General features: G+C 62.5%; 21 protein-coding genes, 1 tRNA gene and 1 pseudogene. 15 read left to right on the forward strand and 8 right to left on the reverse strand.

Going from position 1 to position 27,000, the window contains the following annotated elements:
* The first annotated feature begins 67 nt into the window (after nucleotides 1-67).
* From X733_RS150790 to X733_RS150765, 6 genes are all read left to right on the forward strand, one after another.
* Nucleotides 68-1,945, forward strand: coding sequence for an extracellular solute-binding protein (locus X733_RS150790; protein WP_023818844.1), 1,878 nt, complete (start codon nucleotides 68-70; stop codon nucleotides 1,943-1,945).
* Entirely contained in the window at nucleotides 1,945-3,813 is a 1,869-nt protein-coding gene (locus tag X733_RS150785) for an extracellular solute-binding protein (protein ID WP_023682036.1), read from the forward strand. The genes X733_RS150790 and X733_RS150785 overlap by 1 nt, the downstream gene beginning before the upstream one ends.
* Nucleotides 3,814-3,987: 174 nt before the next feature.
* Nucleotides 3,988-5,085, forward strand: coding sequence for a microcin C ABC transporter permease YejB (locus X733_RS150780; RefSeq protein ID WP_023669509.1), 1,098 nt, complete (start codon nucleotides 3,988-3,990; stop codon nucleotides 5,083-5,085).
* Complete coding sequence (locus tag X733_RS150775) at nucleotides 5,085-6,224, forward strand: ABC transporter permease (protein ID WP_023682037.1); 1,140 nt, start codon at nucleotides 5,085-5,087, stop codon at nucleotides 6,222-6,224. Before X733_RS150780 ends, X733_RS150775 begins: the two co-directional genes overlap by 1 nt.
* The gene (locus tag X733_RS150770; protein WP_023818845.1) at nucleotides 6,221-7,849 is read left to right on the forward strand and encodes an ABC transporter ATP-binding protein; all 1,629 of its coding nucleotides are present in this window, start codon (nucleotides 6,221-6,223) and stop codon (nucleotides 7,847-7,849) included. The genes X733_RS150775 and X733_RS150770 overlap by 4 nt, the downstream gene beginning before the upstream one ends.
* A 19-nt stretch (nucleotides 7,850-7,868) precedes the next feature.
* Nucleotides 7,869-8,810 carry a glyoxylate/hydroxypyruvate reductase A gene (locus X733_RS150765; RefSeq protein ID WP_023669506.1) on the forward strand — a complete coding sequence of 314 codons (942 nt, stop codon included), beginning with the start codon at nucleotides 7,869-7,871 and terminating at the stop codon, nucleotides 8,808-8,810.
* Between the two features lie 12 nt (nucleotides 8,811-8,822).
* Here the strand turns inward: X733_RS150765 and X733_RS150760 are convergent, their stop codons facing one another.
* Entirely contained in the window at nucleotides 8,823-9,182 is a 360-nt protein-coding gene (locus X733_RS150760) for a hypothetical protein (protein WP_023669505.1), read from the reverse strand.
* Between the two features lie 104 nt (nucleotides 9,183-9,286).
* Complete coding sequence (locus tag X733_RS150755; protein ID WP_023818846.1) at nucleotides 9,287-10,219, reverse strand: methyltransferase domain-containing protein; 933 nt, start codon at nucleotides 10,217-10,219, stop codon at nucleotides 9,287-9,289.
* Nucleotides 10,220-10,324: 105 nt separating this feature from the next.
* On the opposite strand from X733_RS150755, the gene X733_RS150750 reads away from it, so the two are divergent.
* The 3 genes and pseudogenes from X733_RS150750 to X733_RS1000000170815 all read left to right on the forward strand — a co-directional run bounded on the left by X733_RS150750 (nucleotide 10,325) and on the right by X733_RS1000000170815 (nucleotide 14,039).
* Nucleotides 10,325-11,335, forward strand: coding sequence for a ligase-associated DNA damage response exonuclease (locus X733_RS150750; RefSeq protein WP_023725791.1), 1,011 nt, complete (start codon nucleotides 10,325-10,327; stop codon nucleotides 11,333-11,335).
* 244 nt (nucleotides 11,336-11,579) lie between these two features.
* Nucleotides 11,580-13,178 (forward strand): cisplatin damage response ATP-dependent DNA ligase, encoded by a 1,599-nt coding sequence (locus X733_RS150745; protein WP_023692612.1) that lies wholly within the window; start codon nucleotides 11,580-11,582, stop codon nucleotides 13,176-13,178.
* A gap of 43 nt (nucleotides 13,179-13,221) precedes the next feature.
* Nucleotides 13,222-14,039, forward strand: a pseudogene (locus tag X733_RS1000000170815) (isocitrate lyase/phosphoenolpyruvate mutase family protein).
* Nucleotides 14,040-14,091: 52 nt separating this feature from the next.
* On the opposite strand, the gene X733_RS150740 reads toward X733_RS1000000170815, so the two are convergent.
* A complete protein-coding gene (locus X733_RS150740; RefSeq protein ID WP_023736159.1) occupies nucleotides 14,092-15,333 on the reverse strand; it encodes a hypothetical protein in 1,242 nt (413 codons plus the stop codon).
* A gap of 352 nt (nucleotides 15,334-15,685) precedes the next feature.
* On the opposite strand from X733_RS150740, the gene X733_RS150735 reads away from it, so the two are divergent.
* From X733_RS150735 to X733_RS150710, 6 genes are all read left to right on the forward strand, one after another.
* Nucleotides 15,686-15,761 (forward strand) — tRNA-Thr (locus X733_RS150735).
* Between the two features lie 492 nt (nucleotides 15,762-16,253).
* On the forward strand, nucleotides 16,254-16,442 hold the full coding sequence (locus X733_RS150730) for a hypothetical protein (RefSeq protein WP_023736160.1): 189 nt from the start codon (nucleotides 16,254-16,256) through the stop codon (nucleotides 16,440-16,442).
* Nucleotides 16,442-17,623, forward strand: coding sequence for an acyltransferase (locus X733_RS150725; RefSeq protein ID WP_023736161.1), 1,182 nt, complete (start codon nucleotides 16,442-16,444; stop codon nucleotides 17,621-17,623). Before X733_RS150730 ends, X733_RS150725 begins: the two co-directional genes overlap by 1 nt.
* Nucleotides 17,620-18,732 carry a glycosyltransferase gene (locus X733_RS150720; protein WP_023682047.1) on the forward strand — a complete coding sequence of 371 codons (1,113 nt, stop codon included), beginning with the start codon at nucleotides 17,620-17,622 and terminating at the stop codon, nucleotides 18,730-18,732. The genes X733_RS150725 and X733_RS150720 overlap by 4 nt, the downstream gene beginning before the upstream one ends.
* Complete coding sequence (locus X733_RS150715) at nucleotides 18,729-19,775, forward strand: glycosyltransferase (protein WP_023699437.1); 1,047 nt, start codon at nucleotides 18,729-18,731, stop codon at nucleotides 19,773-19,775. Before X733_RS150720 ends, X733_RS150715 begins: the two co-directional genes overlap by 4 nt.
* Nucleotides 19,775-21,571: an ABC transporter ATP-binding protein gene (locus X733_RS150710; protein ID WP_031193310.1), complete on the forward strand. Its 1,797-nt coding sequence runs from the start codon at nucleotides 19,775-19,777 to the stop codon at nucleotides 21,569-21,571. The genes X733_RS150715 and X733_RS150710 overlap by 1 nt, the downstream gene beginning before the upstream one ends.
* 123 nt (nucleotides 21,572-21,694) lie before the next feature.
* On the opposite strand, the gene X733_RS150705 is transcribed toward X733_RS150710, so the two are convergent.
* The 5 genes from X733_RS150705 to X733_RS150685 are packed head-to-tail and all read right to left on the reverse strand — an operon-like array spanning nucleotide 21,695 to nucleotide 26,934.
* Nucleotides 21,695-22,525, reverse strand: coding sequence for a dipeptide ABC transporter ATP-binding protein (locus X733_RS150705; RefSeq protein WP_023682050.1), 831 nt, complete (start codon nucleotides 22,523-22,525; stop codon nucleotides 21,695-21,697).
* A complete protein-coding gene (locus tag X733_RS150700; RefSeq protein WP_023692618.1) occupies nucleotides 22,525-23,370 on the reverse strand; it encodes an ABC transporter ATP-binding protein in 846 nt (281 codons plus the stop codon). Before X733_RS150700 ends, X733_RS150705 begins: the two co-directional genes overlap by 1 nt.
* Nucleotides 23,370-24,254, reverse strand: a complete 885-nt coding sequence (locus X733_RS150695; RefSeq protein ID WP_050485757.1) for an ABC transporter permease subunit — start codon at nucleotides 24,252-24,254, stop codon at nucleotides 23,370-23,372. The genes X733_RS150700 and X733_RS150695 overlap by 1 nt, the downstream gene beginning before the upstream one ends.
* A gap of 26 nt (nucleotides 24,255-24,280) precedes the next feature.
* On the reverse strand, nucleotides 24,281-25,288 hold the full coding sequence (locus tag X733_RS150690) for an ABC transporter permease subunit (RefSeq protein WP_023703511.1): 1,008 nt from the start codon (nucleotides 25,286-25,288) through the stop codon (nucleotides 24,281-24,283).
* Nucleotides 25,289-25,335: 47 nt separating this feature from the next.
* Nucleotides 25,336-26,934, reverse strand: a complete 1,599-nt coding sequence (locus X733_RS150685; protein ID WP_023669491.1) for an ABC transporter substrate-binding protein — start codon at nucleotides 26,932-26,934, stop codon at nucleotides 25,336-25,338.
* Nucleotides 26,935-27,000 lie beyond the last annotated feature (66 nt).

A 27,000-nucleotide genomic window follows, 5' to 3' on the forward strand; every position in this document is an offset into this window, starting at 1 on the left:
GCCGCGTGGCGGTTTTCACCGGCGTCAAATCATTTAGGATCGCCGGGCATCGCGAAGAGGAGAACGCATGACGGTTGGCCGAACGCTTCTGAGGTCCTTTCTGGTTGTGGGCGCCCTCGCAGGCGGCCTGCAGGCAGCCTTCCCCCAGGAATGGCACACCACCTCTTCGCTGATCGGCCCCTCCAAATATGGCGAGAACTTCCAGCGCTACGATTATGTGAATCCGGATGCACCGAAGGGCGGTACCTACAATTCGGTCGTTTCCGGCACGTTCGACAGCTTCAATCCCTACATCGTGCAGGGCTCGCCGGCGGCCGGCCTGCAGCCATTTGGCGGCGGCCTGCTCTACGACACGCTCATGGATCAAGCGACTGACGAAGGCAGCGTCAGCCACCCGCTCATCGCCGATGCCTACAAGTACCCTACCGACTATTCCTCGGCCACCTACCGGCTCGACCCGCGGGCGAAATGGCATGACGGACAGCCGATCACAGTCGACGACGTGATCTGGTCGTTCCAGGTGCTGAAGGCCAACAGCCCGATGTACAGCCGCTATTTCGAAAACGTCACCGACGCCGTCGCTGTCTCGGACCGTGAGGTCGAGTTCCACTTCGACCAGAAGGGCAATCGCGAACTGCCCAAGATCCTCGGCGACCTTGTCGTGCTGCCCAAGCATTGGTGGGAAGGCACCGACGCCAATGGCAAGAAGCGCGACATCACCAAGGGGACGCTGGAGCCGCCGCTGGGCTCGGCTGCATACAAGATCGCCAGCTTCAAGGCGGGGTCGGAAATCGTCTGGCAGCGCGTCCCCGACTATTGGGGCGCCAAGCTGGCTGTGAAGATCGGTCGGGAGAATTTCGACACGCAGCACTTCACCTACATTCTTGACGACAACGCCTCCTGGGAGGCGTTCAAGAAAGGTGGCCTCGACGATATCAAGCCGGAAAACAGCTCGAAGCGCTGGGCGACATTTTATGATTTCGCGGCGATCAAGGCCGGCGATGTGATCAAGCAGGAGTTCAAGACCACCTCGCCCGAGCCGATGCAGGCTTTCATGCTCAACCAGAGACACAAGCTCTTTGCCGATCGTCTGGTCAGGGCCGCGCTCACCTATCCCTTCGATTTTGAATCGATGAACCGCACGCTGTTCTTCGGTTTCAACACCCGCACCCACAGTTATTTCCAGGGCACGGAACTGGCCTCGAGCGGCCTGCCGCAAGGCAAGGAGCTGGAGATCCTGGAGAAGTACCGCGACAAGCTGCCGCCGGAAGTATTCACGCAGGAATTCAAGCTGCCGGTCTACGATTCGCCGCAGGCGGAGCGCAAATATCTGAAGCAGGCGGTCGACCTGTTCGCCCAGGCCGGCTGGGTGATCAAGGGCGGCAAGATGGTCAACGCCAAGACCGGCGAGCCATTCAAGTTTGAAATCCTAGGCTCGAATGAAACCGACCAGGTCATTTCCAGCCCCTGGATCGCCAATCTGCGCAAGATCGGCGTCGATGCGACACTGCGCATCGTCGACCCGAGCCAGTACACCAACCGCGTCAGAAATTTCGATTACGACGTCATCACAGGACAGCTCCAACAGTCGGAATCGCCCGGCAACGAGCAGCGCGATTTTTGGAGCTCCAAGTCCGCCGACACACCGGCATCGCGCAATTATTCCGGCATCAAGAACCCGGTCGTTGACGCCCTTGTCGACCGCATCATTTTTGCCACGGATCGCGATGACCTCGTCGCCACCACCCATGCGCTCGATCGCGTGCTGCTGTGGAATTACTATGTGGTGCCGCAATACTATCGCGCCGTTGTGTGGCTGGCTTACTGGAACAAGTTCGGCATCCCGGAAAAGCAGCCCGGCTACCGTGGCGCCGATATCGATTCCTGGTGGATCGATGCGGACAAGGAAAAGGCCCTGGCCGCCAAGTACAAGGGCAGCAATTGATGGCGGGGCTCCCTCGCCGCGATTTCCTGGCCCTCAGTGGCGCCGCGGCCGTTGCTGCGCTGCTGCCGGGCAAGGCTTTCGCCGCCAGCCCAACCGGCGTGAAACTGCATGGACTGTCGGCTTTCGGCGACCTCAAATACAAGCCGGACTTCACTCATTTCGACTATGTCAATGTCGATGCGCCGCAAGGTGGCGTCTTCAACTTCCTGCCGCGCAACTGGCTTGCCAACCAGACGCCGCTGACCTTCAACACGCTGAATTCGTTCGTTCCCAAAGGCGATTCGCCCCAGCGCACGGAGATGTGCTTCGATTCACTGATGGTGAGAGCGTACGACGAACCTGACGCCGTTTACGGGCTGATCGCTGACAGCGTGACGATTTCCGACGACCGCAACGACTTCACCTTCTCGCTGCGCCCGCAGGCCCGCTTCCATGACAGCACGCCATTGACGGCAGAGGATGCCGCCTTCACCTTCAAGCTGCTCAAGGACAAGGGGCACCCGTACTATTCCCTGCCGCTAACGCATCTGGATGACGCGATTGCCGTGGATGCCCACACGCTGCAGCTTAGGTTTTCCGGCAAGCAGACAAGCCGCACCATCCTCAACGTCGTCGAGTTCCCGGTCCTGTCGAAGGCGTTCTACACGGCCAACCCGTTCGATTCCTCGCAGATGAACCCGCCGTTGGGGTCAGCCGCCTACAAGGTCGGTCGCTGGTCGGCAGGGGCCTGGATCGAATATGAGCGTGTGGCTGATTATTGGGGCAACGACCTGCCGGTCAATCGCGGCCAGAACAATTTTCAGCGGATCCGCGTTGAGTTCTATCAGGACCGTAGCGTTGCCTTCGAAGCGTTCAAGAAGGGAGAAATCCTCTACAGGGAGGAATTCACCTCGCGCGTCTGGGCGACCGGCTACGACTTCCCAGCGTTCACTGCCGGCAAGGTGGTGAAGCACGAATTCCCGGCCGAAACGGTGCCTTCGATGCAGGGCACCGCCGTCAACCAGCGGCGCGAGCAGTTTCGCGACTCGCGCGTGCGGCAGGCGATCGGGCTCTGCTTCGACTTCGAATGGACGCGGCGCAATTTCTTCTACGGTTCCTATGAGCGCTCGCAATCCTGCTTCGAGAAATCCGAATTTCGCGCCGAGGGCAGACCGTCGCCACAAGAATTGGCTCTTCTTGAGCCGCTGCGTGAGCAGATTCCCGCCGAGGCTTTTGGCGAAGCCGTGATCCAGGACGCGTCGAACGGCTCCGGCCGCGACCGGCAGTTGCTTGGCAAGGCGGCCAAGCTTCTGGCCGAGGCCGGCTGGAAACGGTCCGGCAATTTCGTCGTGAACGACAAGGGTGGTCGGTTGTCCGCAGAGTTTCTTGTCGACGACGAAGTCTTCGAACAGGTCTACTCGCCCTGGGTCGAAAACATGAAGGCGGTCGGCATCGATGCCTCGATCCGGCTGGTGGATGCCGCGCAATATCAGCTGCGGCAGAATTCGTTCGACTACGACCTCGTCTCGGTCGCGGCCTCGTTTCCGGCGACGCCAACCCGTGACGACCTCGAAACCATTTTCCATTCGCGAGCAGCTACCGTATCGGGCTCTCGCAATCTGCCGGGAACGTCGAGCCCGGCCATCGACGCCCTGGTTGACGCCGCAGGTGCCGCCGAGGGTCGCGAAAGCCTGACAATTGCCATGCGCGCGCTCGACCGGGTCTTGCGTGCACGGAGGGATTGGATTCCAAGTTGGTTCCTGGCGAATCATCGAAGCGCCTATTGGGACATGTTCGGTTTTCCCGAGCGGAAACCCGATTTCGACTTCCCGGTCGAAGCGCTGTGGTGGGTCGACAAGGGCAAGGCGGCAAAAATTGGCAAAGGGTAGGCTGTTGCGCGGCACTTTACCCTCCCCCTCGTGGGGAGGGTCGGTGAGCACTTCGTGCGCAGCGCGAATGGCGAACCGGGGTGGGGGTGTGACGGCGTACGCCGGATCGAGACTACCCCCACCCCGCTCCGCTTCGCGGATCGACCCTCCCCACAAGGGGGAGGGTGAAAGCTGATGGGCGCCTACATACTGCGCCGTATCCTGCTGATGATACCGACCCTGTTCGGCATCATGGCGGTTGCTTTCGTCGTCACTCAATTCGCACCGGGTGGACCGGTCGAGCAGGTCATCGCCAGCCTGACCAACCAGGGCGGCAGCGACCGCCTCGGCAGCGGCGGCGGCGATGCAGGAGGCGGCGGCAATTTCGATGTGGCCGGTGACGTCGGCTCGAAGTATCGCGGCGCGCAAGGGCTCGATCCGGAATTCATCAAGAAGCTGGAAAAGCAGTTCGGCTTCGACAAACCACCGCTCGAACGCTTCGGCATGATGCTGTGGAACTATGCCCGCTTCGATTTCGGCGACAGCTATTTCCGTGACATCTCGGTTCTTGACCTGATCCTGGAGAAGATGCCGGTGTCGATCTCGCTTGGGCTGTGGATCACGCTGTTGTCCTATCTGATCTCGATCCCCCTTGGCATCCGCAAAGCGGTCAAGGACGGCTCCGCCTTCGACGTCTGGACCAGCGGCGTGATCATCGTCGGCTATGCCATACCGGCCTTCCTGTTCGGCATATTGCTGATGGTGCTGTTCGCGGGCGGCTCCTTCTGGGACTGGTTCCCACTGCGCGGCATCGTCTCCGACAATTGGGACCAATTGTCGTGGCCCGACAAGATCGTCGATTATTTCTGGCACATGACCTTGCCGCTGACGGCGCTGGTGCTGTCGGCCTTCGCGACGACGACGCTGCTGACCAAGAACTCCTTCCTGGAAGAGATACGCAAACAGTATGTGGTGACGGCCCGTGCCAAGGGCCTGTCGGAGCGGCGGGTGCTTTACGGACATGTGTTCCGCAACGCAATGCTGATCGTCATTGCCGGCTTTCCAGCGGCCTTCATCTCGGCCTTCTTCACCGGCTCGCTTTTGATCGAGAACATCTTTTCCCTCGACGGTCTCGGGCTGCTCGGTTTCAGGTCCGTGTTGGCGCGCGACTATCCGGTCGTGTTCGCCAACCTCTATATATTTTCGCTGCTTGGTTTGTTCGTGACGCTGTTGTCCGACCTGATCTACACATGGGTCGATCCGCGCATCGATTTCGAGCGGAGAGACGTCTGATGACGCAGGCTGCAGCCGAGATCACACCGACAAGGATCGCCCGCCCCTGGCTGTCGCCGCTCAACAAGCGGCGCTGGCAGAACTTCAAGGCCAACCGGCGCGGCTACTGGTCGTTGTGGATATTCCTCGCTCTGTTCGTGCTGTCGCTGTTTGCCGAACTGATCGCCAACGACAGGCCGATCGTCGCCTACTACAAAGGCGAGATCCTGTTCCCGGTGGCGGTCGCCTACCCCGAGGAAAAATTCGGCGGCTTCTACGCCGTCACCGACTATCGCGACCCGGTCATCCGCGACGAGATCAACGCCAATGGCTGGATGATCTGGCCGCCAATCCGCTATTCCTACCGCACCGTCAACAATGCGATCCCCGACGCCGCTCCCGCAAAACCGTCATGGGAATACGACGCGCAGAGGCGATGCAGCCAATATCCGCAAGGCGCTGCCGATCCTGACTGCATTGTCGGCAACTGGAACTGGCTGGGTACCGATGACCAGGCGCGCGACGTGCTGGCGCGCATCATCTACGGGTTTAGGATTTCCGTGCTGTTCGGGTTGATCCTGACTGCGGGTTCGTCGGTTATCGGCGTCGCCGCCGGCGCGCTGCAAGGGTATTTCGGCGGCTGGACCGACCTTCTCTTTCAACGCTTCATAGAAATCTGGTCGGCGATACCGCTGCTGTATCTGCTGCTGATCGTCGCCGCCATCCTGCCGCCGGGCTTCTTCATCCTGCTCGGGCTGATGCTGCTGTTCTCCTGGACGTCGCTTGTCAGCGTGGTGCGCGCCGAATTCCTGCGCGCACGCAACTTCGAATATGTCAACGCGGCCCGCGCGCTTGGTGTGTCCAACCGCACCATCATGCTGCGCCATCTTCTGCCTAATGCCATGGTGGCGACGCTGACCTTCATGCCTTTCCTGGTCAGCGCCTCGATCTCGACACTGACCTCGCTCGACTATCTCGGCTTCGGCCTGCCGCCCGGCACCGCGTCGCTCGGTGAACTGCTAAAACAGGCGCAGAGTAACCTCAATGCCCCCTGGCTCGGTATATCGGGCTTCATCGTCATCTCGCTGATGCTGTCGCTGCTGGTGTTCATCGGCGAGGCGACGCGCGATGCGTTCGATCCGCGCAAGGCGTTCCGATGAGCGAGCCCCTGCTCTCGGTCCGCGATCTCAGCGTTGCCTTCACGCAAGGCGGCAACCAGTCGATAGCCGTCGACCACATCTCCTTCGATCTCGCCAAGGGCGAGACGGTGGCGCTTGTGGGCGAATCCGGTTCCGGCAAATCGGTCTCGGCGCTGTCGGTTCTGAAGCTGCTGCCCTACCCGACGGCCAGCCATCCCTCGGGCAAGATCCTGTTCCAGGGCGCCGACCTTTTGGCGATGAACGAAAAGCAGTTGCGCAGCGTGCGCGGCAACAAGATCACCATGATCTTCCAGGAGCCGATGACCTCGCTCAATCCTCTGCACACGATCGAGCAGCAGATCGTCGAGATCCTGGCGCTGCATCAGGGCATGGGCGACCGCCAGGCCAAGGCGCGCACGCTGGCGCTGCTCAACGAGGTCGGCATTCGCGAACCGGAAAAGCGGCTCGACGCCTATCCGCACCAATTGTCCGGCGGCCAGCGGCAGCGCGTCATGATCGCCATGGCGCTGGCCAACGAACCGGAACTGCTGATCGCCGACGAACCGACGACGGCGCTCGACGTCACCGTGCAGGCGCAGATCCTCGAATTGCTGGCGGGGCTGAAGAGCCGCAAGGGCATGTCAATGCTGTTCATCACCCATGATCTCGGCATTGTCAGAAAGATCGCCGACCGCGTCTGCGTGATGACCAAAGGCAAGATCGTCGAGACCGGGCCGACCAGGGACATCTTCGCCAACCCGCAACACGCCTATACCAAGCACCTGTTGGCCGCCGAGCCGAAAGGCAAGCCGCCGGCCGCCAACGACGCCGCCAAGCCTGTGATGACCGGCAAGGACATCAAGGTTTGGTTCCCGATCAAGAAGGGTTTCTTTCGCACCACCGTCGACAATGTGAAGGCAGTTGACGGAATCGACGTCACCGTACGCGCCGGCCAGACGCTCGGCGTCGTCGGCGAATCCGGCTCCGGCAAGACGACGCTCGGCCTGGCGCTGGCGCGGATGATCTCATCGACCGGCACCATCCAGTTCAATGGCAGCGACATCAACCAGCTTTCCTTCAACGCCATGCGGCCGCTGCGCCGCGAGTTGCAGATCGTTTTCCAGGACCCGTTCGGCTCGCTCAGCCCGCGCATGTCGGTCTCGGAGATCATCGAGGAAGGCTTGAAGATCCACGAGCCGAAGCTGTCGCCCGACCAACGCGACGACAAGGTCGTCGCCGTGCTGAAGGAGGTCGGGCTCGATCCGGCGACCAGGAACCGCTATCCGCATGAATTCTCCGGCGGTCAGCGCCAGCGCGTCGCCATTGCGCGCGCCATGGTGCTCAATCCGCGCTTCGTCATGCTGGACGAACCGACCTCGGCGCTCGACATGAGCGTGCAGGCACAGGTGGTCGACCTCTTGCGCAATCTGCAGGCCAAGCACGACCTTGCCTATCTGTTCATCAGCCACGATCTGAAAGTCATTCGCGCCCTTGCCAATGACGTCATCGTCATGCGCAATGGCAAGATCGTCGAAGCCGGCCCTTCCGAACAGATTTTCGAGCGCCCGCAGACCGACTATACGAAGGCGCTGATCTCGGCCGCGTTCAAGATCGAGACGGCGCCAGTCGGTATCGTTAGCGAATAACAGGGAATACAATCCGCAAATGGAAAAAGGCAAAATCCTGCTTGCCGTCACCGGCTTTCATCCGCAGCGCTGGCGCGAGCTGCTGTCGGCCGAGCGCGAAGTGGTGCTGGAGCCGGACGGCGCCTCTGACCCGTCGATCACCTATGCGGTGGTGTGGAAGCAGAAGCCGAACCTCTTGAAATCGCTGCCGAATCTACGCGCAATCTTCTCGATCGGGGCCGGCGTCGACCATATCTTCGCCGATCCCGGCCTGCCCGATGTGCCGATCGTCAAAGTGGTCGCTGACAACCTGACGCAGTACATGACCGAATATGTCGTCTGGCGCGTGCTCGACCATCACCGCCAGGGCATGCTCTATCGTGCGCAGCAGCCGAAGAAGACCTGGCACGAACCGCCGCAGCGGCCGGCCGGTGACATCTCGGTCGGCATTATGGGGCTCGGCAATCTCGGCCGCGCCGCGGCGTCGGTGCTGTTGTCGCTCGGCTTTGCCGTAAATGGCTGGTCGCGCAGCGACAAGGCCATGAAAGGCGTTGCGACCTATGCCGGAGAGGCCGGGCTGATCCCCTTCCTCAACGCCACCGACATACTGGTGGTGCTGTTGCCGCTGACGCCGGACACGCACGGCATCATCAATTACGGCGTGCTGAAGGAATTGCGCAAGCGAAACGGCCTCGGCGGCTCGGTGCTGATCAATGCCGGGCGCGGCCGGCTGCAGAAGGACGCCGACATCTTGCGAGCGCTGGACGACGGCACGCTGAAGGAGGCGAGCCTCGACGTGTTCGAGGTCGAGCCGCTGCCGAAGACCAGTCCGCTTTGGAGTCACCCGAAAGTGTTCGTGACGCCGCACGCGGCGGCGACCTCCGACCCTGTCCACCTGGCGCCGAGCATGTTGCGGCAGATGGATGCCTTCGAGCGCGGCGAAAAGCTTGATAACGTGGTCGACCGCAAGGCGGGGTACTGAGGAAGTTCAGGTTCAGCTCGGCAGGGTGAACTTCTTCTGCTTGTTGGGCTTGCCGCAGTCGCGGCGGACGATCGAGCGGTTCATGGCGTCGATCTTGCCACTTGCCAGATCAGTATCGCGCTTGCTTTTGGAGCGCATATCCGGCGTGAACGGGCCGAAGCCCATCGCTGGATTGGAGAAGCTCGGCTTGGCGTCCGTCGATAGATGGTATTGCTGCGCCAGTTCGTTGCGCTGCGCCAGCAACTGGTCGCAAGGCACGTTGTCATATTGCAGCGACGATTGCACGTCCTGGTCCTGCCGCTCCGACATCGAACTGCCCATGCAGCCGGTCATTGCCAGGCAAGACACCAAGACCATCATGTTCCAGCGCATGTGTTCCTCCTCAATGCCTGCCGAGGGCTTTTCCCGGCTTGTATCCTACCTGATGCCGCGCCAGCCGCAAAAATCCTATTCACGTTTTCGAACAAGACGAGACATCAACCCTTGGACGAGGGCACCGCCAGCGCGGCAAGCCCGCCGACCGGCTGGCGGCGATCCCAGCGGATGACGGTCGGCTGCATCGACAGCACCGACAGGCCGTTTGCGGCAAGCACCCGCTCGACATAGGCTTGAGAATGGGCGTAGCGACGAGACGGCTGCAGCGCAAAACCGGCGTCGCCGCCCGCCCCGCCCTTGGCTGGCGTTTCGACGGAAAAGGCAAACAGGCCATTGGTGGCCAGAATGCCGGCGACGGTCTTCACCACGCGATCGAGCGCGCCGACATAGATGAACACGTCGGCCGCCACCACCAGATCGGCTTTCGGCCCGGCATAGGCAAAATGCTGCAGATCGGCCTTGGCGAGCAGGTCGTAGACGCCCTTGGAGCGGGCCTTTTGCAGCATGGCGGCGGAGATATCGTAGCCCTCCAGCCGTTCGGCGACCGGCCGCAGTTTCTCGCCCATCAGACCGGTGCCGCAACCGAGATCGAGCGCCAGCGAAAAGCGGCCCGGTCTTGCCGCGCGAATGGCGCGATCGAGAAACTCCGGCAGCCGGTAGCCGAGCTTGTCGACCAGCGAGTCCTCGAAAGTCTCGGCATAGTGGTCGAACAGCGTCTCGACGAAGGCGCTGGGTGGCGCTGCGGCAGCCGGCGCCTTGCCGATGAGTTGCAGCTTCAGCGCAGCACCCAGGCGATCCGCCGGGTCCAGTTTCAGCGCCGTCGCCCAGGCTTGAGCCGCCACGTCGAGCCGCTCGGCTGTCTCCTGCATCTCGCCAAGACGGAACCAGCCCGCCGCCCATTGCGGCGCCAGTTCCAGCGCGCCGAGCAGCAGCTCCGCCGCTGCCGCGTGCTCGCCCGAGCCGAAAAGCATCTCGGCATAGTCGGCGCGACGGTCGGCGGTCAGGTCGCCGGACGAGATTTTCAGCGGTTGCATGGCGATGGCCCCGCCGGCTGATGCGGCCGGTGGCTGGCTGTAGGCCGAGTCAGCAGTCTCTTGCAACAGGCTTCCCGCGCTGGAATTAGCCACTATCTTGACTGGATGCGCGCCAGCGACCTGCTCCATCCCCGGCCTGAAGGCCTTTATTGCCCATCCGGCGATTTCTTCATCGACCCGGTGCGGCCAGTCGACCGGGCGTTGATCACGCATGGCCATTCCGACCATGCCCGATCCGGCCATCGTTCGGTGCTGGCGACGCAGCAGACGCTCGACATTATGGGGTTGCGTTATGGCGAGGATTTTGCCGGGACAACGCAAGCGGCCGTGCTTGGCGAAGCGATGGCGCTGAACAATGTCAGCGTCACCTTCCATCCGGCCGGCCATGTGCTGGGCTCGGCGCAGATCGCGGTCGAGCACAAGGGCAGGCGCATCGTCGCCTCCGGCGACTACAAGCGCCAGAAGGACGCGACCTGCGCACCGTTCGAACCGGTCCAATGCGACGTCTTCATCACCGAGGCGACCTTCGGCCTGCCGGTGTTTCACCATCCGCCCGACACGGAGGAGATCGCCCGGCTGCTCAAATCGGCGGCGCAGTTTCCCGAGCGATCGCATCTGGTCGGCGCCTATGCGCTGGGCAAGGCACAGCGGGTGATGCGGCTGCTGCGCGATGCCGGTTATGACAGGCCGATCTATATCCACGGCGCGCTGGCCAAGCTCAGCGAATATTACCAGAGCCAGGGCATCGACCTCGGCACGCTGGAGCCGGCAACCGTCGACAGCGGCGGCAAGCAGGATTTCACCGGGGCCATCGTTGTCGGCCCTCCATCGGCCTTCGCCGACCGCTGGGCGCGGCGCTTTCCCGACCCGATCTCATGCTTCGCCTCGGGCTGGATGCGCATCCGCCAGCGCGCCAAGCAAGGCGGCGTCGAACTGCCGCTGATCATTTCCGACCATGCCGACTGGGATGAACTGACCGCTACCGTCAAGGAGACGGGCGCCGGCGAAATCTGGGTGACGCACGGCCGCGAGGAAGCGCTGGTGCGCTGGTGCGAGCTGGAAGGCATCGCCGCCAGGCCACTGCACCTGGTGGGATATGAGGACGAGGGCGATTGATGGTGATTTTTGATCCAGAAATCGCCGGCGCGGCGATCCTTCCCACCCCCCTCTGGCCTGCCGGCCATCTCCCCCGCAAGGGGGGAGATCAGATGTCACCTCCGCTTTCGCCAATCGCCAACCTCGCAAGATGGGCGGCAAGATCAAGGCTGCCAATCTCCCCCCTTGCAGGGGAGATGTCCAGCAGGACAGAGGGGGGTGCGCCAGAACGCAAACCTCTGCCGTCAACGCGGTCCTTGCATCCATGAACCGCTTTGCCGAACTCCTCGACCGCTTGGTGCTGACGCCGTCGCGCAATGGCAAGCTGACGCTGCTCGTCGATTATTTCCGCAGCGTCGAGGACCCCGACCGCGGGCTGGCACTGGCGGCGATCACTGGCGACCTCAACATTGCGGCGGTGAAGCCGGCGATGCTGCGCACGCTGGTCACCGAGCGCATGGATCCGGTGCTGTTCGGCTATTCCTACGACTATGTCGGCGACCTTGCCGAAACCGTCTCGCTGGTTTGGCCGCAGACGCCGGGACATATCCCCAACCGGGAGCCGACGCTTGGCGATGTCGTGGCGAAGCTGCAGGCGGCGAGCCGCTCGGACGGACCCAAGGTGCTGGCCGGGCTGCTCGACAGCGCCGGCATTTCGGCGCGCTTTGCCATCATCAAGCTCGTCACCGGCGGCTTGCGTATCGGCGTTTCGGCGCGGCTGGCCAAACAGGCGCTGGCCGATTTCGGCAAGGTCGATGTCGCCGAGATCGAGGAGCTGTGGCACGGGCTGACACCGCCCTATATCTCGCTGTTCGCGTGGCTGGAAGGCAAGGCCGAGAAGCCGAAGCGGACCGCACTTGCCCTGTTCAGTCCGGTGATGCTGTCGAACCCGGTCGGCGACGGCGACCTCGAAAAGCTCGATCCGGCCGACTATGCCGCGGAATGGAAATGGGACGGCATCCGCGTTCAGGCGGTGTGCGAGGGCGGCGTGCGCCGGCTCTATTCGCGCACCGGCGACGATGTGTCCGGCGCATTCCCCGATCTCGCCCAGGCAATGGATTTTTCCGCCGCGCTCGATGGTGAATTGCTGGTCGGCGAGCCGGTGGCGACCGGCACCTTTTCGGACCTGCAACAGCGGCTCAATCGCAAGAGCGTGGCCCCGAAGATACAGCAGCAATACCCGGCATTCATGCGCTGCTACGATGCGCTGCAGATCAACGGCGAAGATTTGCGCGCGCTACCTTTCCGCGAGCGGCGGGCCCGTCTTGAGGCCTTCATCACAACGCTGGACCCGCACCGTTTCGATCTGTCGCCGTTCGTCGAATTCCCGGATTGGCAAACGCTGGAGGAACTGCGCCGCGCGCCGCCGCACCCGATCATCGAAGGCGTGATGCTGAAGCGCTGGGATTCGCCCTATCTCGCGGGACGGCCGAAAGGCCCGTGGTTCAAGTGGAAGCGCGATCCGCACACGGTCGATGCTGTGCTGATGTATGCGCAGCGCGGCCATGGCAAGCGGTCCAGCTTCTACTCCGATTATACGTTCGGCGTCTGGTCGGGGCCGGAAGGCGCGGAGGAACTGGTGCCGGTCGGCAAGGCCTATTTCGGCTTCACCGACGAGGAGCTGAAGCAGATCGACAAATTTGTCCGCGACAACACCGTCGAGCGTTTCGGCCCGGTGCGCTCGGTGCGCGCCGACCGCAGCCAAGGCCTGGTGCTGGAGGTGGCTTTCGAAGGTCTCAACCGTTCGACCCGCCACAAATCCGGCGTTGCGATGCGATTTCCCCGCATCTCACGGCTGCGCTGGGACAAGCCGACCGCCGAAGCCGACCGCATCGAGACGCTGCAGGCGCTGCTTGATCGCTAGACTTAATTCCGAACCGGGAGTACCAACCCAGGCAGGAGCGTAGATGATTTCCCGATCCGACAAGGTTGAACGATTTCGTGCTCTTCACAAATCCGGCTGCTTCGTGATCCCCAATCCGTGGGACATAGCCGGCGCGCGGATGATGACGGGTCTCGGCTTCAAGGCGCTGGCGACGACATCGTCGGGCTACGCATTCTCGAAAGGCAGGAAAGACGGAGCGCTGGACGTCAGCCGCGCCGAGAGCCTGGCCTATGCCGCCGATATCGCCGCCTCGACCGATGTTCCCGTTACCGCCGATCTCGAGGACGGGTACGAAGACACGCCCGAGGGTGTTCCCGAGACCGTTCGGCTGGCGGCCGAGGCTGGACTGGCAGGCTGTCCATCGAGGATCGGCAGCCGAATTCCGATCTGCCGATACGCGATTTTGACGACGCGGTGGCGCGGATAGCCGCCGCCGCAGAGGCCGCGCGAAAATACAACATCGTGCTGACTGCCCGCGCCGACGGCCTCGGCAAAGGCGCTTATGATCTCGAAGAGGCCATTCGCCGCCTCAGGACATTCGAGGCTGTCGGCGTTGAGGTTCTCTATGCGCCGGGTGTGCCGGACCTGGCGTCCCTCGAAAAGCTTTGCCGCTCAGTCAAAACTCCCGTCAATCATGTGATCGGCCAGGGTGTCTCCGGGTTGACCCTCGACCAGATTGCGCAAGCCGGTGTGCGGCGGATCAGCGTCGGTGGATCGCTCGCCCGCGCTGCCGGCGGAGCGCTGCTGACCATCTGCCGGGAGATTGCGGCAGGCGACTTCGGCGCGCTGGACTCCGCCCCGGCCTGGGGCGTCCTGCACAGCCCCAAAGCGATGATTTAGCTGGCAGGAGCCGCGCCCGCAAATCCAGGCTGTGACCACCGGGCACCGGGACCTACGGTTCGATCGAGACGCGGATCTCGTAGATGTCGACCGCCTTGCCCTGCTTGTCGAAGTCGGAGTTGATGGCGATGCTCCCGGCGGCGCCCGGGGGCTTGTCGGGGAATTTCACGTCGAACAGATATTCGTTACGCTGCTGGCCGACCGCATAGCGCTTGCGGCCGCAGTCGCCGAGATCGCCGAAATTGCAGTCGACGGAGATCTGCGTGTCCTTGCCGTCCTCGGCGCGGGCGACGATGTCGAACACGGCATGTTTGCCGGCAAGCTTCTCCAGCACGCCCTGCCCGACATCGAAGCTGATGGCCGAGCCGGAAGCACCGGAGCGGATGCGCAGGAAGGAGCCGGTGTCGTCCTGCACGACATCGGCCTTGGCGTCGGACGGGGTCGCCACATGCGTTGGATCGGTGGGTGTAAACACGTTGATCCAGTCGCGCGTCTGTTCGGCGACACCAGGCTGCTGCGGCGCGCCAGGCTGCTGCGGCTCAGTTGTACCGGCAGGCGGCGTGAAGTCGTCATCGTCGACGGTCGGCGGCGCTTCGGGCGGCGCCGTGTCGAGCTGCGCCGGCGTCTTGAACACCCCGGTCTGCACGGCGAAATAGAGGCCGATGCCGGCGGCGGCGAGCAACGTCACGCCAAAGAAGATCGCCGTCAGCGGCAGGCGGCGGCCCCTTATCCGCCTTTCATCGCGATCAGGCGCCACTTCCGCCGCGGCCTCGGCCGGCGCGGAATCGGCCATATCGATCGCCGGGGCGCCGGGCAGCGTGGCGTCAGGCATGATGTCGGGGACGACCGGCAGCACGCGCGAACGCGGCGCGTCGGATGCCTCGGGCTGAACCGGTTCATCAACGACGATCGCCGGCGACGGTCCGGCCGCGACACCTGTCGGGGCATCGACCGCGGGCGCTTCGGCGGCGCCCTGTACGGCGTCTTGCGGCTGCGCAACGCGTTGCGGCAGCGCGGTATCTTGTGTCTGCGCAGCGCTCTGCGTCGGCGCGGCGCTCTGCGTGGGCGCGGCGACATCGGGGACCGCGGGCAGGAATTCGGATTCGATCTCGGCGATCTTTTCCTGGACCGCCTTGCGGCGCTTGATGGCGGCTTCCACCGTCACGCCGGGATTGGCCTGGAGCACGCGGTCGAGCGCCGCGAAAGCCGACCGATAGACCCTCTCGCGAAATGCCCGGTCCTCGGCGTTGCCTTTCTCGAAGGCGTTGCGGATCGCTTTTTCGATCGCGTCCAAGCGAATTTCCCCTGTCCGTTCGCTTACATTGCCATGATCGTTAGCCGCAGGAGACCAATCAATCAACGGGCGAGCGCCCGCATTCTGCCTTACAGGCCTGTTCAAGGCCCATTTCGATGCGTTTTGGCAATAAAATCAGTCGGTTTTGCCGCCTTGCCGGGCAGTTTGTGCGCAGTCCACCGCGACGTCTCCGCGTAGCCGAAAAAGCAAATGAGGCGGTGGCTCATTGCGCGCCAATGGAAAATGCCGGGACGAATTGCCGGATGCCGGCTCGAAATCGCGGTTGCCCATCTTGAATTAGCGGCCGGTTGAGTCTATCACCCAGCCGATCCTGGAACCTCGCGCTTCCCGGGCCGCTTTAGCTCAGTTGGTAGAGCACATCATTCGTAATGATGGGGTCAGGTGTTCGAGTCACCTAAGCGGCACCAGTTCTCCATCCGACGCAAGCGTGACGGCAGGTGCAAGGCTAATGCACGTCACTCCCTACGCCAACACCGGCACTTCCTGTCTGCCTCGTCGACATGCGCCATATGGCCGCCGCCACAGGATTGCGTCGTCAGACGCTTGACCATCGACTATGCTGCATCGCGCAAGATCGACAACCTAGAGAACCCGACACTACAAGCATAATTTATAAGATACAAAACCACTACCTTAGAATAATCTTCGTCAATTTTGACCTATATCAGACACTCCGGATTATAGTTGTGTAATTAAACCGTGTCTTTTCTGACATGGTACCACTTCTCGTACAGCATTGCGGACGTGAAAAACCCTCAGCGACGCAACGCACTCGCAAATCATACCCATTTTTAGCACTAACTCACACAAATATTACAGCTCGATAGATATTTTGTGTTGCACTGCACCATTACCCGGTTGCACCATTTCTTGGGGGATTTGGTACTGGGAAGTGCGCCGTGGAGGATTCCGCCAAGTTGATCAGCTTGAATTTTTCGCTGGCCAGCACCGATTTCGAGGCTGCCCCGCGCAAAAGGCGCGGGTTTGTTGTTTTCGGCGCACTCTCGACGCTGGCAGGCCTCGACCTGAGGCCCGGAATGCAGGGCCGCTGGCTTCATCGGAGATTTCAGACCGGCGGAAATGGCTGATGGCGGTCGCGCGTGACAATCAGTTGGACGCTCTGCGCGCCATCGCTGTCACGATGGTTCTCTATTCCCATTTCCTTGCACCCAACGGCTCCTCCTTTTGGGGCCACATCGGGGTGCGGCTTTTTTTTGTGCTGAGCGGCTTCCTGATCACACGACTGCTGCTCGAAGCGCGCGCCGCGGCCGAATTCAAAGCCGGCCCTGCATTGAGTTCCTTCTACATCAGGCGCGCGCTGCGCATATTCCCGCCCTATTTCGCCGTGCTTGGGTTCGTCTGGCTGACCGATCTGGAGCAGTCCAGTGGCTCGCTCGTCTGGCATGCGCTTTACCTGTCGAATTTTTGGTACGCGCTGCGCAACGAATGGACGCCCTGGCTACTCTGCCATTTCTGGAGCCTGAGCATCGAGGAGCAGTTCTATATCGCCTGGCCGCTGGTCGTGCTTCTCGCACCCCGCCGGCGGGTGGAAGCGATCACTATCGGCGTCATCCTGTTGTCGCTGGCCTATCGCTTCTACTGGCCGATCACCGCCACCCCGGCGCTAGCGCGCGACCTGCTGCCGCCAGCATCGATGGACGCGCTGGCGTTTGGTGCTTTGCTTGCCTGCCGGCGGACCAGAGGCGCCGGCCTGCCGCAATGGATGCGGCTAGGCTGGCCAGCCCTTGCGGCTGTCTTCCTGGCGATTGAGTGGCTTATCCCTGCGCCGGCCGATCCTATGCTGGAATGGGCCCGCTGGGCGTTGCTGCAGATCCTGCCCCTAGTGCCGCTGGTGGCCGTTGTGGCCGTCTGTTCAGCCGGCCTTGGCGGCGTCCTCGGCAGGGTTTTCGAACTGCCACCGCTGCTGTCACTGGGCCGCATCAGCTACGGCGTCTATCTTTACCATCCGATCCTTCTGTCGCTCGCCGTCAAGTCACAGCCCTGGATCCCGCTCAATGTCTCGGAGCAGGGGCCAGGGCGTTTCCTGGTCGCGAGCGCCGCCACGATCGCCGTCGCTTCGATCTCGTGGACGGCTTTCGAAAAGCCGCTCAACGGCCTCAAGCGCCGCTTCCCCTATGTAGCGCGCCGCCGCTCCCAGGCACGCTCTGGCGATGCCGGCTGGCTCGGCAGGGCGGCGGACGCCTATCCCGGCGGATCCCCCGATGGCCGCGCCGCACTCGAACTCCGGCGAACGGATGCACAGAGATGACCACCGCGCCGCTCGTCTCCGTCCTGCTGCCGGTCTACAATGCCGGGCCTTATCTCACCGCTGCGCTGGAGAGCATTCTGCGGCAAGACTACGATCGCCTGGAGGTCATCGCTATCGATGACGGATCGACTGACAACTCGCTCGAGATTCTCGAACGATACCGCCGGGCAGACAATCGCGTTTCTGTCATCTCGCGTGAGAACCGCGGCCTCGTCGCCACCCTCAATGAAGGGCTACGACTGGCCCAGGGCGAGCTTGTTGCGCGAATGGATGCGGACGATGTCGCCTATCCCCGGCGCCTCTCGCGCCAGGTCGCACTGTTCGAGCGGCGGCCCGATCTCGGCTTCTGCGGCGCCTGCGTCGATACCTTGCTTCACGGCCGTATCGCCAAAGGCAGGCTAGACCCGGTGTTCCGGCTCGGCCGGCTCGACATATTGTCGATGTTCTTTACGATATTCTTACATCCGACGGTGATCTATAACAGGAAGGTTATTGGGAACAACGATCTCTATTACGATCCAAAGTATAGGCATGCCGAGGATTTCGATCTCTTCAGACGGCTTGCCGGCCGTTTCCCGGCGACCATATTGCCCGATAGCCTGCTCGTCTATCGCATCCATGCGGGAAGCGTGACCATGCGGCATGCCAAGGAAATGCGCAGGACGCATTTGCGGATCGTGGCCGAAAATCTCGAGCGTGAGGGGCTTGCGGAAACCACAGCGGATCTGCGCGACATCGGCGAGGCCGTCTCTTTCGACACGGTTTCGCGCGCAGCCGATTTCATCCGTGCGCTCGAAGAGCGGATTTCCGAGCTGCCGACCGACACACGGCCAAGCTTCGAGGCAGGCGCGCTGAACCTGTTCTATTTCCTCTACCAACTCGTCGGCGACGAAGGAGAACCGCCGCTGACCCACGAATTGCTCACGCGGACGGCGAGATGGAATTTCATCCGGCGCCGCGAACAATATGCGCTGCGTCCCGGCGTCTGGGCGCCTTGGCTCAGCCTGCTCTCGATAAGGGCCGGAAAGCGGGCGGACGCGGTGGCCTACTTCTTCAAAACCACGCCGGCCGAAGCGGTGCTTGCGCGTTATCAGCGGGGACTGGTATGACCGACAGGCCCCACCCGCTCCTGCGCGATCACCAGTTTGCGAGTGCGCCTGTCCCGACATCTCCCCGATCGGAGCGGCCGTCGCTCGAGGTCAGTTTCATCGTCTGCACGCGCGACCGCGCCGCTGTGCTGGAGGCTTGCATAGCCTCGATCCAGGCGGCATGCCGGGTGCACGCCACCTTCGCGGCAGAGTTGGTGGTGGTCGATAATGGTTCACGGGACGGCACGTCAAAGCGGCTGGCCGCTATCGCCGAAACTTCCGACATCCCAGTCACAGCCGTCTCGGAGACTCGCCCCGGACTAGCCGCTGCCCGCAATGCCGGATTGGCGCGAGCGCGAGGCCGCGTGCTGGTCTTCGTCGACGACGACTGCAAGCTCGACCGCGACTATCTCCGCGACCTGGAGCGGCACTACCGGAGTGGCGAGAAGTGGCTGATCCGCGGCGGCCGGGTCGAGCTCGGTGATGCCCGGGACCTGCCCTTCACCATAAAGCTCTACGAGGCAAGCGAGCGGCTGACCCCGGCGGTCCACCCCGGCGGCTTCGTGCTCGGCTGCAACATGACCATGCACCGCGACGTCGCGGCCCGCATCGGGTCGTTCGACGAACGCTTCGGCGCTGGCGGCCCGCTACGCTCGGCTGAAGATACTGATTATCTCGTGCGGGCGATGCTGCTCGGCATGCCGGTCGAGTATGTGCCCGACATGACGGTCTTGCATCATCACGGCCGGCGAGACCGCAAATCGATCGACAGGCTGCACCGCGACTATAGCCTCGGTAATGGTGCGCTGTGCCTGAAACATGTCCGCCACGCCCCTTGGCTGCTTCGCCATGTCTATTGGTCCGCGCGGGCCGCGTTCAGGGAACTGGCGGGCCGTCCTCGCTTTGACCGCGACCTCGATCTGTCGCACTGGCCTATTGTCGTTATGAATCTGGCAGGTGCCGCCAGATTTGCGCTGCTCGTCATGATGGGATGGCCAAAACGGCTGCCGCTGCGCCACGACCGACAAGCCAGCGAAGCCAACGCGGAGGCCAGAGCGCGATAATGTCACTGATTCCGTCAGCCCTGCCAATGCTGCGCCGCGCGCTTGGTGGCAGGCTGTTGCGGCTCGTTCCCGTCGTGGTGGGGCTCGGGCTTGCAGGCGCCGCGCTGGAAGGCCTCGGCATCGGTCTCATCATTCCGCTGCTTGGCATCATTATGGGACGTGGCGAAACATCAGGCATGGCCGGTTTCTCCGCCCTCCTCCAGCAGGTTGGAGCGGACCTCGGCGAGCGCCAGCGGCTGATCGCCATTTCGGCCGCGATCCTCGGTTCGATCGTACTGAAAAATGTCTTTGCCTTCGCCAACACGCTGCTGACCAGCTACATCTACGGCAAGGCAGGTTATTCGATCCGTAGCGCACTGTCGGAGCAGTTGCTCAGGGTCGGCTACCCCTTTTTCCTGCAGCAAAGCCCCGGGCGGCTGCTCAACATCATCTCCAACGAATCCTGGCGAGCATCCGACGCTATCCAGGCCCTGCTCGGCGCGATCGTCAGTGCCTCGGCCGCCGTCATCCTGCTCGCCTTCCTCCTGCTCCTCTCTTGGCAGATGACGCTGCTGGTGACGCTAGGGCTGGCGCTCGTCCAACTGGCGCACGGGGTTTTGTCGTCCAATCTGAAGGCGCCGAGCCGCAGCGTCGTCTCGCGCAACAGCGCACTGGCGTCGCAGATGCTGCATCTGGTGCATGCCGGGCGCCTAATTCGCATCTTCGGGCAGGAGAACCGCGAAAAGGCGGTCTTCGCCAAAGCGTCCGACGGGGTGCGGCGGGCGGCTTTCGTGCTTTCAATCCGCCAGGGCGTCTTGCCGCCACTGACCGAGGTGTTGCACGCGATGCTGTTCCTGGCGGTGGTGATCGGAGCCTGGCTGGCGAATGTAAGCTTCCCGCTGACCGTCGCCTTCCTCATCCTGCTCTACCGACTGCAGCCGCATATGCGCGCCTTGCAGATGTCCTGGAGTCAGTTGCAAGGCATGAGCGGCTCGCTGGAGGAGGTACAATGGCTGCTCGATCCTTCCGACAAGCCCGAGGCGCCGCAGGGCAGCCTGCCGTTCGACGGCTTGCGCCAAGGGATCAGCTTCGATGATGTGAGCTTCGCCTATTCCGGTCCCCTGTCAGCCCCCGACGCGCGCGAGGCGGTGCTGCATAAGGCGGTGTTCGACATCCGCAGCGGCCGCTCGACTGCGCTGATCGGCCGCTCGGGCGCCGGCAAGACGACGATCGTCAATCTCCTGTGCCGCTTCGTCAAACCCGACAGCGGCAGGATCCTCGTCGATGGGGCACCGCTCGATGAAGTCGACCCAAGCCAGTGGCGGCGGAACATTGCCCTGGCCAGTCAGGAGCTGGAACTGGTCGATGGCACCATTTTTGAAAACATTATCTACGGCTACGACACGGCCTCGGCCAGCGACGCCATGCGCGCCGCAAGGCTGGCCGAGGCACATCAATTCATCGAGCACCTGCCGCAGGGTTACGCGACGCTGGTCGGATACCGGGGCATCAACCTGTCAGCCGGACAAAGGCAAAGGATCGCCCTGGCGCGGGCGCTGGTGCGCGATCCCGATATTCTCATCCTCGACGAAGCCACCAGTGCGGTGGATGGGTTGTCAGAAGCCGCTATTGTCGAGACGCTGAAATCGCGGGCCGGCCGCCGCACCACCATTGTCATCAGTCATCATTACAGCACCATATCGTTCTGCGACGACGTGGTGATCTTGAGCCGCGGTCGGGTGAAAAAACAGGCCCCCTTCGCAACCCTGGCAATGCTCAGCATGGACGAGCTTTACCAGCACGGAGCGGGTGAGTGATGGGGCGCACCCCAACCTGCGACGCGGCTTACGCCCGGCAGCTCGCAGATCGCGATCAATCCTGCCGGCAAACCACCGCCGCGACGCATTTCCGATTGTTCAAAAACAATTCTCGGTGAGAGGTCAGGCGGCCTTCTTCTTCGCCAGCCGCGCCTTGATCGAGGCGACGTCGGCGCGCGGCGTCGCGGCGAACAGCGTCCTGGTGTAGTTGTGCTTGGGGTCGGCGAAGACCTCCTCGCGCGAGCCGTATTCGACGGCTTCGCCGAAATACATCACCATCACATCGTCGGCGATGTAGCGCACGACCGACAGATCGTGGCTGATGAAGACATAGGTCAGCTGGAATTCGTCCTGCAGGTCGGCGAGCAGGTTGAGCACCTGCGCCTGCACCGAAAGATCGAGCGCGGAGACCGGTTCGTCAAGCACCAGCAGGCTCGGGTTCAGCATCAGCGCGCGGGCAATGGCGATGCGCTGGCGCTGGCCGCCCGAGAACATGTGAGGATAGCGATTGTAGTGCTCGGTTCCGAGGCCGACTTTCTTCAGCATCCTCATGGCGAGGTCGCGCCGCTCTTCGGCCGGCTTGTCGGTGTTGATGAGCAGCGGCTCGCCCAGCACATCTCCGATCTTTTGGCGCGGATTGAGCGATCCGTAAGGGTTCTGGAAGACGATCTGCACCTTGCGGCGCATCTCCCTGGTCAGGCCGTTCCTTGCGATGTCGACCTTGTTGCCGTCGATGAACAGTTCGCCCGACGTTGCCGGATCGATCAGCGTGATGATGCGCGCCAGCGTTGACTTGCCGCAGCCCGATTCACCGACGATGGCCAGCGTCTTGCCCTTGTCGACGCTGAACGAGACGCCCTTGACCGCATGCACGGTGCGCGCGCCGCGAAACAGGCCGCCGCCGACGTGATAGTCGCGCACGATGTCCTTGCCTTCGACGACCTTGATGCTCATCAGACGCCCCCGGCAGCCGGTTCGAACAGCATGTCCGAGACGGTCGGTAGCCGGTCGCCGACGGCATTTTCCGGCAGCGCCGACAAAAGCGCGCGGGTGTAATTGCTCTTCGGCGATTCAAACAGCGACAGCACGTCGGCCTCTTCCATCTTGCGGCCCTTGTACTGGACGATGACGCGGTCGGCGGTCTCGGCGACGACGCCCATATTGTGGGTGATCATGATCAGGCCCATGCCGTATTTGACCTGCAGCGAGACCAGCAGGTCGAGGATCTGCTTCTGGATGGTAACGTCGAGCGCGGTGGTCGGCTCGTCGGCGATCAGAAGCTTGGGATTGCAGGCGATGGCGATGGCGATCATCACCCGCTGGCACTGGCCGCCCGACATCTGGTGCGGGAACGAGTTCAGCCGTTCGGCCGGCTCGGCAATGCCGACCTGCGTCAGCAATTCGATGGCGCGCTCGCGACGCTGGGCCTTGTCCATGCCCATATGGAAGCGCAGCACTTCCTCGATCTGGAAGCCGACGGTGAAGCACGGATTGAGACTGGCCATCGGCTCCTGGAAGATCATCGACATGTCCTTGCCGACGATCTTGCGACGGTCGGCCGGGCTCATCTTCAGAAGATCGCGACCGTTGAAGCTCATCTGGTCGGCAGTGACCGTCGCCGTCCACGGCAACAGCCCCATCACAGCCAGCATCGACACCGACTTGCCGGAGCCGGATTCGCCGACGATGGCCAGCACTTCACGTTCGTTCACATGGAGCGAGACGCCATCGACCGCGCGGAACGGGCCGGATGCGGTCTGGAACTCGACGACGAGATTGCGGATGTCGAGCAGCGCCATTACGACCTCCTCAGCTTCGGATCGAGCGCATCGCGCAGACCGTCGCCGATCAGGTTGATGGCAAGCACGGTGATGAGGATGGCCAGACCGGGGAAGGTCACCACCCACCAGGCGCGCAGGATGAATTCACGCGCCGAGGCGAGCATGGTTCCCCATTCCGGTGTCGGCGGCTGGGCGCCAAGGCCGAGAAAGCCGAGAGCGGCCGCCTCCAGGATGGCGTTGGAGAAGGACAGCGTGCCCTGCACGATCAGCGGCGCCAGGCAGTTGGGCAGGATGGTGCGCAGCATAAGCCTTATATGGCCGGCGCCGGCGACCTTGGCGGCGACCACATATTCGCGGCTCTTTTCGGCCATGACGGCAGCGCGCACCAGACGGGCAAAGTGGGGTTGCAGGACAAGCGCGATGGCCAGCATGGCGTTGAACAGGCCGGGGCCGAGGATGGTGACCAGAACCAGCGCCAAGAGCAGCGACGGGAAGGACAGGATCAGATCCATGACCCGCATGATCGCCACGTCGACCCAGCCCCGGAAATAGCCAGCCAAAAGGCCGAGCGTGATGCCGCCGACAAGCGCCAGCGTGACCACGACGGCGCCGATGAGCAGCGAGAAACGCGCGCCATAGAGCAGGCGCGAGAGCATGTCGCGGCCGACCGCGTCGGTGCCAAGCAGATATTCCATGCTGCCGCCTGCCTGCCAGGCCGGCGGACGCAAGAAAGCGGTCTTGTCCTGGATGTCGGGCGCATAGGGCGCGAGCAGCGGTGCAAAGAGCGCGGCCAGCACCAAAAGGATGAAGACGAACAGGCCGATGACGGCGCCGCGGTTTACCGAGAAATAGTGCCAGAAAGTCCTGAAGCCGGTCAGTCGGTCAGGGTTGCCGGCGGCCATCGGGGCGATTTCGGTCGACTGGCTCATCACGCCGCCCTGATGCGCGGGTTGATGACGGCATAAAGCACGTCGACGATCAGGTTCACGGCCATGACGATAAGGGCGATCAGCAGCAAGCCTGACTGCACGACGACATAGTCGCGCTTGGATATGGATTCGACCATCCACTTGCCGATGCCCGGCCAGGCGAAGATGGTTTCTGTGAGAATGGCGCCGGCGAGCAGGGTACTGACCTGCAGGCCGATGGTGGTGACCACCGGGATCAGCGCATTGCGCAGCGCATGCACGCCGATGACGCGGGACGACGACAGGCCCTTGGCGCGGGCGGTCCGCACATAGTCTTCGCCCAGCACTTCGAGCATGGCCGAGCGCGTCTGGCGCGCGATCACCGCCAGCGGGATGGTGCCGAGCACAATTGTCGGCAGCACCAGGTGGCTCAATGCCGAGCGGAAAGCATCCCATTTGCCGTAGAGCAGGCTGTCGAGGGTCAGGAAGCCGGTGATCGGCTTGATAAAGAACTGAAGGCCGATGCGGCCTGAAACCGGGGTCCAGCCGAGATAGCCGGAGAAAAAGATGATCAGCAGCAGGCCCCACCAGAAAATCGGCATGGAATAGCCGACAAGGGCGGTGCCCATCAGCCCCTGGTCGAACCAGGAGCCGCGTTTGACCGCAGCAATGATGCCGGCCGGTATGGCCAGCACCATGGCGAAGATCATGGCGAAGACGGAGAGCTCGATGGTTGCCGGGAACAGCGTCATGAAATCTTCGATGACCGGCCGCTTGGACGAAATCGACACGCCGAAATTACCGGTCGCGGCATCGCGGACATAATGCGCGTATTGCTCCCAGATCGGCAAATTGTAGCCGAACTGTTCCTTCAGTTCCGCGTAACGCTCGGGCGACACGCCATGCTCGCCGGCCATGGCAAGAATGGGATCGCCGGGCAGCAGCCTGACGAAAGCGAAGGCGCAGATGGTGATGCCGATCAGCGTCGGCAGCACCAAGACGATTTTGTTTAGGAGATATCGGAGCATCTTGAAAAGCGGGCGGCGCCTGATTGCGCGCCGCCCGCCTAACAGTTCTATTCGGCCTTGTCGACGCCGTCGAAGCGATGAATGCCGAGCGGGTCCATCATGAAGCCGCTGACATTCTTGCGCACGACTGCGTAGACTTGGCTGTGTGCCATGAGGAAGGCCGGAGCCTGCTTCTGGAAGACAACCTGCGCCTCTTCATAGAGCTTGGTGCGTTCGGCCTGGTCGCTGGTCTTCTTGGCCTTCTGGATCAGATCCTCGAAGTCCTTGTCGCACCAGCTGGAGTAGTTCGACACGCCGATAGCCGAGCAGGCGAACAGCGTGGCGAAGAAATTGTCCGGATCGCCATTGTCACCGGTCCAGCCGATCTGGAAGGCGCCCGGGCGTTCCTTCTTCTTGCCTTCTTCGCGGTACTTCGTCCACTCGTAGCTGACGATTTCCGCCTTGACGCCGACCTTGGCCCAGTCAGCCTGGATCAGTTCGGCGGCGCGCTGGAAGTTCGGGTTGTAGGGACGGACGCGGTCGGAGGCCCAAAGCTGGATCTCCTTCAATCCGGCATCGGCCAGCACCTTCTTGGCGGCTTCCGGATCATAGGCGTCGGACTTCACGTCCTTGTTCCACGACCACATGGTCGGCGGGATCAGGTTTACGGCCGGCGTGGCGCCGGCGTCCTGGAACAGCGACTTGATGAGCGATTCCCGATCGATCGCCTGGTTGAGCGCATGGCGCACTTCAGGCTTGTCGAGCGGCGGGATGGTGGTGTTATAGCTCATATAGCCGATGTTGAGGCCAGCCTGATCCATCAGGGTCACGTCGGCGTTGGCCTTGATCGTGCCGATGTCGGCAGGATTCGGATAGGGCGCGATATCGCATTCGCCGGCGAGCACCTTCTGGATGCGGGCGGTGGCGTCAGGCGTGATCGCGAAGACGAGATCGTCGATCTTTTCCTTGCCCTTGAAGTAGTCCGGGTTGGCCGCATAGCGGATGACCGAATCCAGCTGGTAGTCGACGAACTGGAACGGACCTGTACCGACCGGCTTGGTCGAGAAGTCGGCCATCTTGCCGTCTTTTTCCAGCTGGTCGGCATATTCCTTCGACACGATCGAGGCGAAGTCCATGCCGAGATTGGCCAGCATCGGCGCGTTCGGCTCGGTCAGCGTCAGCTTCACGGTCAGGTCATCGACCTTTTCCCACTTGGCGACGTATTTCGGCATGTCCATGCCGGTGTAGTAGTCCCAGGTCAGGTTCGGCAGGTACTTCTCGCCGTTCCAGGGGTTTTCCTTGTTGAACTGGCGATCGAACGAAAAGACGACGTCGTCGGCATTGAAATCACGCGTCGGCTTGAAGAAATCCGTCGTCTGGAACTTCACGCCCGGATGCAGGTGGAAAGTATAGACCAGGCCGTCGTCCGAAATCTCCCATTTGTCGGCGAGACCGGGCACAACTTCGGTGCCGCCATGCTTGAACTCGACCAGGCGCGAATAGACGGTGCGCGACGAGGCGTCGAAGTCGTTGCCGCCCGTCGTGGTACCCGGGTCGAAGTTGGCCGGCGAGGCCTCCGAGCAATAGACCAGCGTCTTGGCATTGGCCACACCGCCGAGGACGCTTGCAGCCAGCAACGCGGCTGCAAAAGTCAGTTTCTTTTTCATTGAGCACTCCCTGATGTTCTTCCAAGCCCCTCTATAGGCTCGCGAAGCGCGCATATAAGCACCGTT

The sequence above is a fragment of the Mesorhizobium sp. L2C066B000 genome, assembly GCF_000502335.1.
Lineage (GTDB): Bacteria > Pseudomonadota > Alphaproteobacteria > Rhizobiales > Rhizobiaceae > Mesorhizobium.

Excerpts from the sequence above, each read along its gene's own strand:
- X733_RS150790 (WP_023818844.1), top strand. The coding sequence starts at position 68 with ATGACGGTTGGCCGAACGCTTCTGAGGTCCTTTCTGGTTGTGGGCGCC.
- X733_RS150785 (WP_023682036.1), top strand. The coding sequence starts at position 1,945 with ATGGCGGGGCTCCCTCGCCGCGATTTCCTGGCCCTCAGTGGCGCCGCG.
- X733_RS150780 (WP_023669509.1), top strand. The coding sequence starts at position 3,988 with ATGGGCGCCTACATACTGCGCCGTATCCTGCTGATGATACCGACCCTG.
- X733_RS150775 (WP_023682037.1), top strand. The coding sequence starts at position 5,085 with ATGACGCAGGCTGCAGCCGAGATCACACCGACAAGGATCGCCCGCCCC.
- X733_RS150770 (WP_023818845.1), top strand. The coding sequence starts at position 6,221 with ATGAGCGAGCCCCTGCTCTCGGTCCGCGATCTCAGCGTTGCCTTCACG.
- X733_RS150765 (WP_023669506.1), top strand. The coding sequence starts at position 7,869 with ATGGAAAAAGGCAAAATCCTGCTTGCCGTCACCGGCTTTCATCCGCAG.
- X733_RS150760 (WP_023669505.1), bottom strand. The coding sequence starts at position 9,182 with ATGCGCTGGAACATGATGGTCTTGGTGTCTTGCCTGGCAATGACCGGC.
- X733_RS150755 (WP_023818846.1), bottom strand. The coding sequence starts at position 10,219 with ATGCAACCGCTGAAAATCTCGTCCGGCGACCTGACCGCCGACCGTCGC.
- X733_RS150750 (WP_023725791.1), top strand. The coding sequence starts at position 10,325 with ATGCGCGCCAGCGACCTGCTCCATCCCCGGCCTGAAGGCCTTTATTGC.
- X733_RS150745 (WP_023692612.1), top strand. The coding sequence starts at position 11,580 with ATGAACCGCTTTGCCGAACTCCTCGACCGCTTGGTGCTGACGCCGTCG.
- X733_RS150725 (WP_023736161.1), top strand. The coding sequence starts at position 16,442 with ATGGCGGTCGCGCGTGACAATCAGTTGGACGCTCTGCGCGCCATCGCT.
- X733_RS150720 (WP_023682047.1), top strand. The coding sequence starts at position 17,620 with ATGACCACCGCGCCGCTCGTCTCCGTCCTGCTGCCGGTCTACAATGCC.
- X733_RS150715 (WP_023699437.1), top strand. The coding sequence starts at position 18,729 with ATGACCGACAGGCCCCACCCGCTCCTGCGCGATCACCAGTTTGCGAGT.
- X733_RS150710 (WP_031193310.1), top strand. The coding sequence starts at position 19,775 with ATGTCACTGATTCCGTCAGCCCTGCCAATGCTGCGCCGCGCGCTTGGT.
- X733_RS150705 (WP_023682050.1), bottom strand. The coding sequence starts at position 22,525 with ATGAGCATCAAGGTCGTCGAAGGCAAGGACATCGTGCGCGACTATCAC.
- X733_RS150700 (WP_023692618.1), bottom strand. The coding sequence starts at position 23,370 with ATGGCGCTGCTCGACATCCGCAATCTCGTCGTCGAGTTCCAGACCGCA.
- X733_RS150695 (WP_050485757.1), bottom strand. The coding sequence starts at position 24,254 with ATGGCCGCCGGCAACCCTGACCGACTGACCGGCTTCAGGACTTTCTGG.
- X733_RS150690 (WP_023703511.1), bottom strand. The coding sequence starts at position 25,288 with ATGCTCCGATATCTCCTAAACAAAATCGTCTTGGTGCTGCCGACGCTG.
- X733_RS150685 (WP_023669491.1), bottom strand. The coding sequence starts at position 26,934 with ATGAAAAAGAAACTGACTTTTGCAGCCGCGTTGCTGGCTGCAAGCGTC.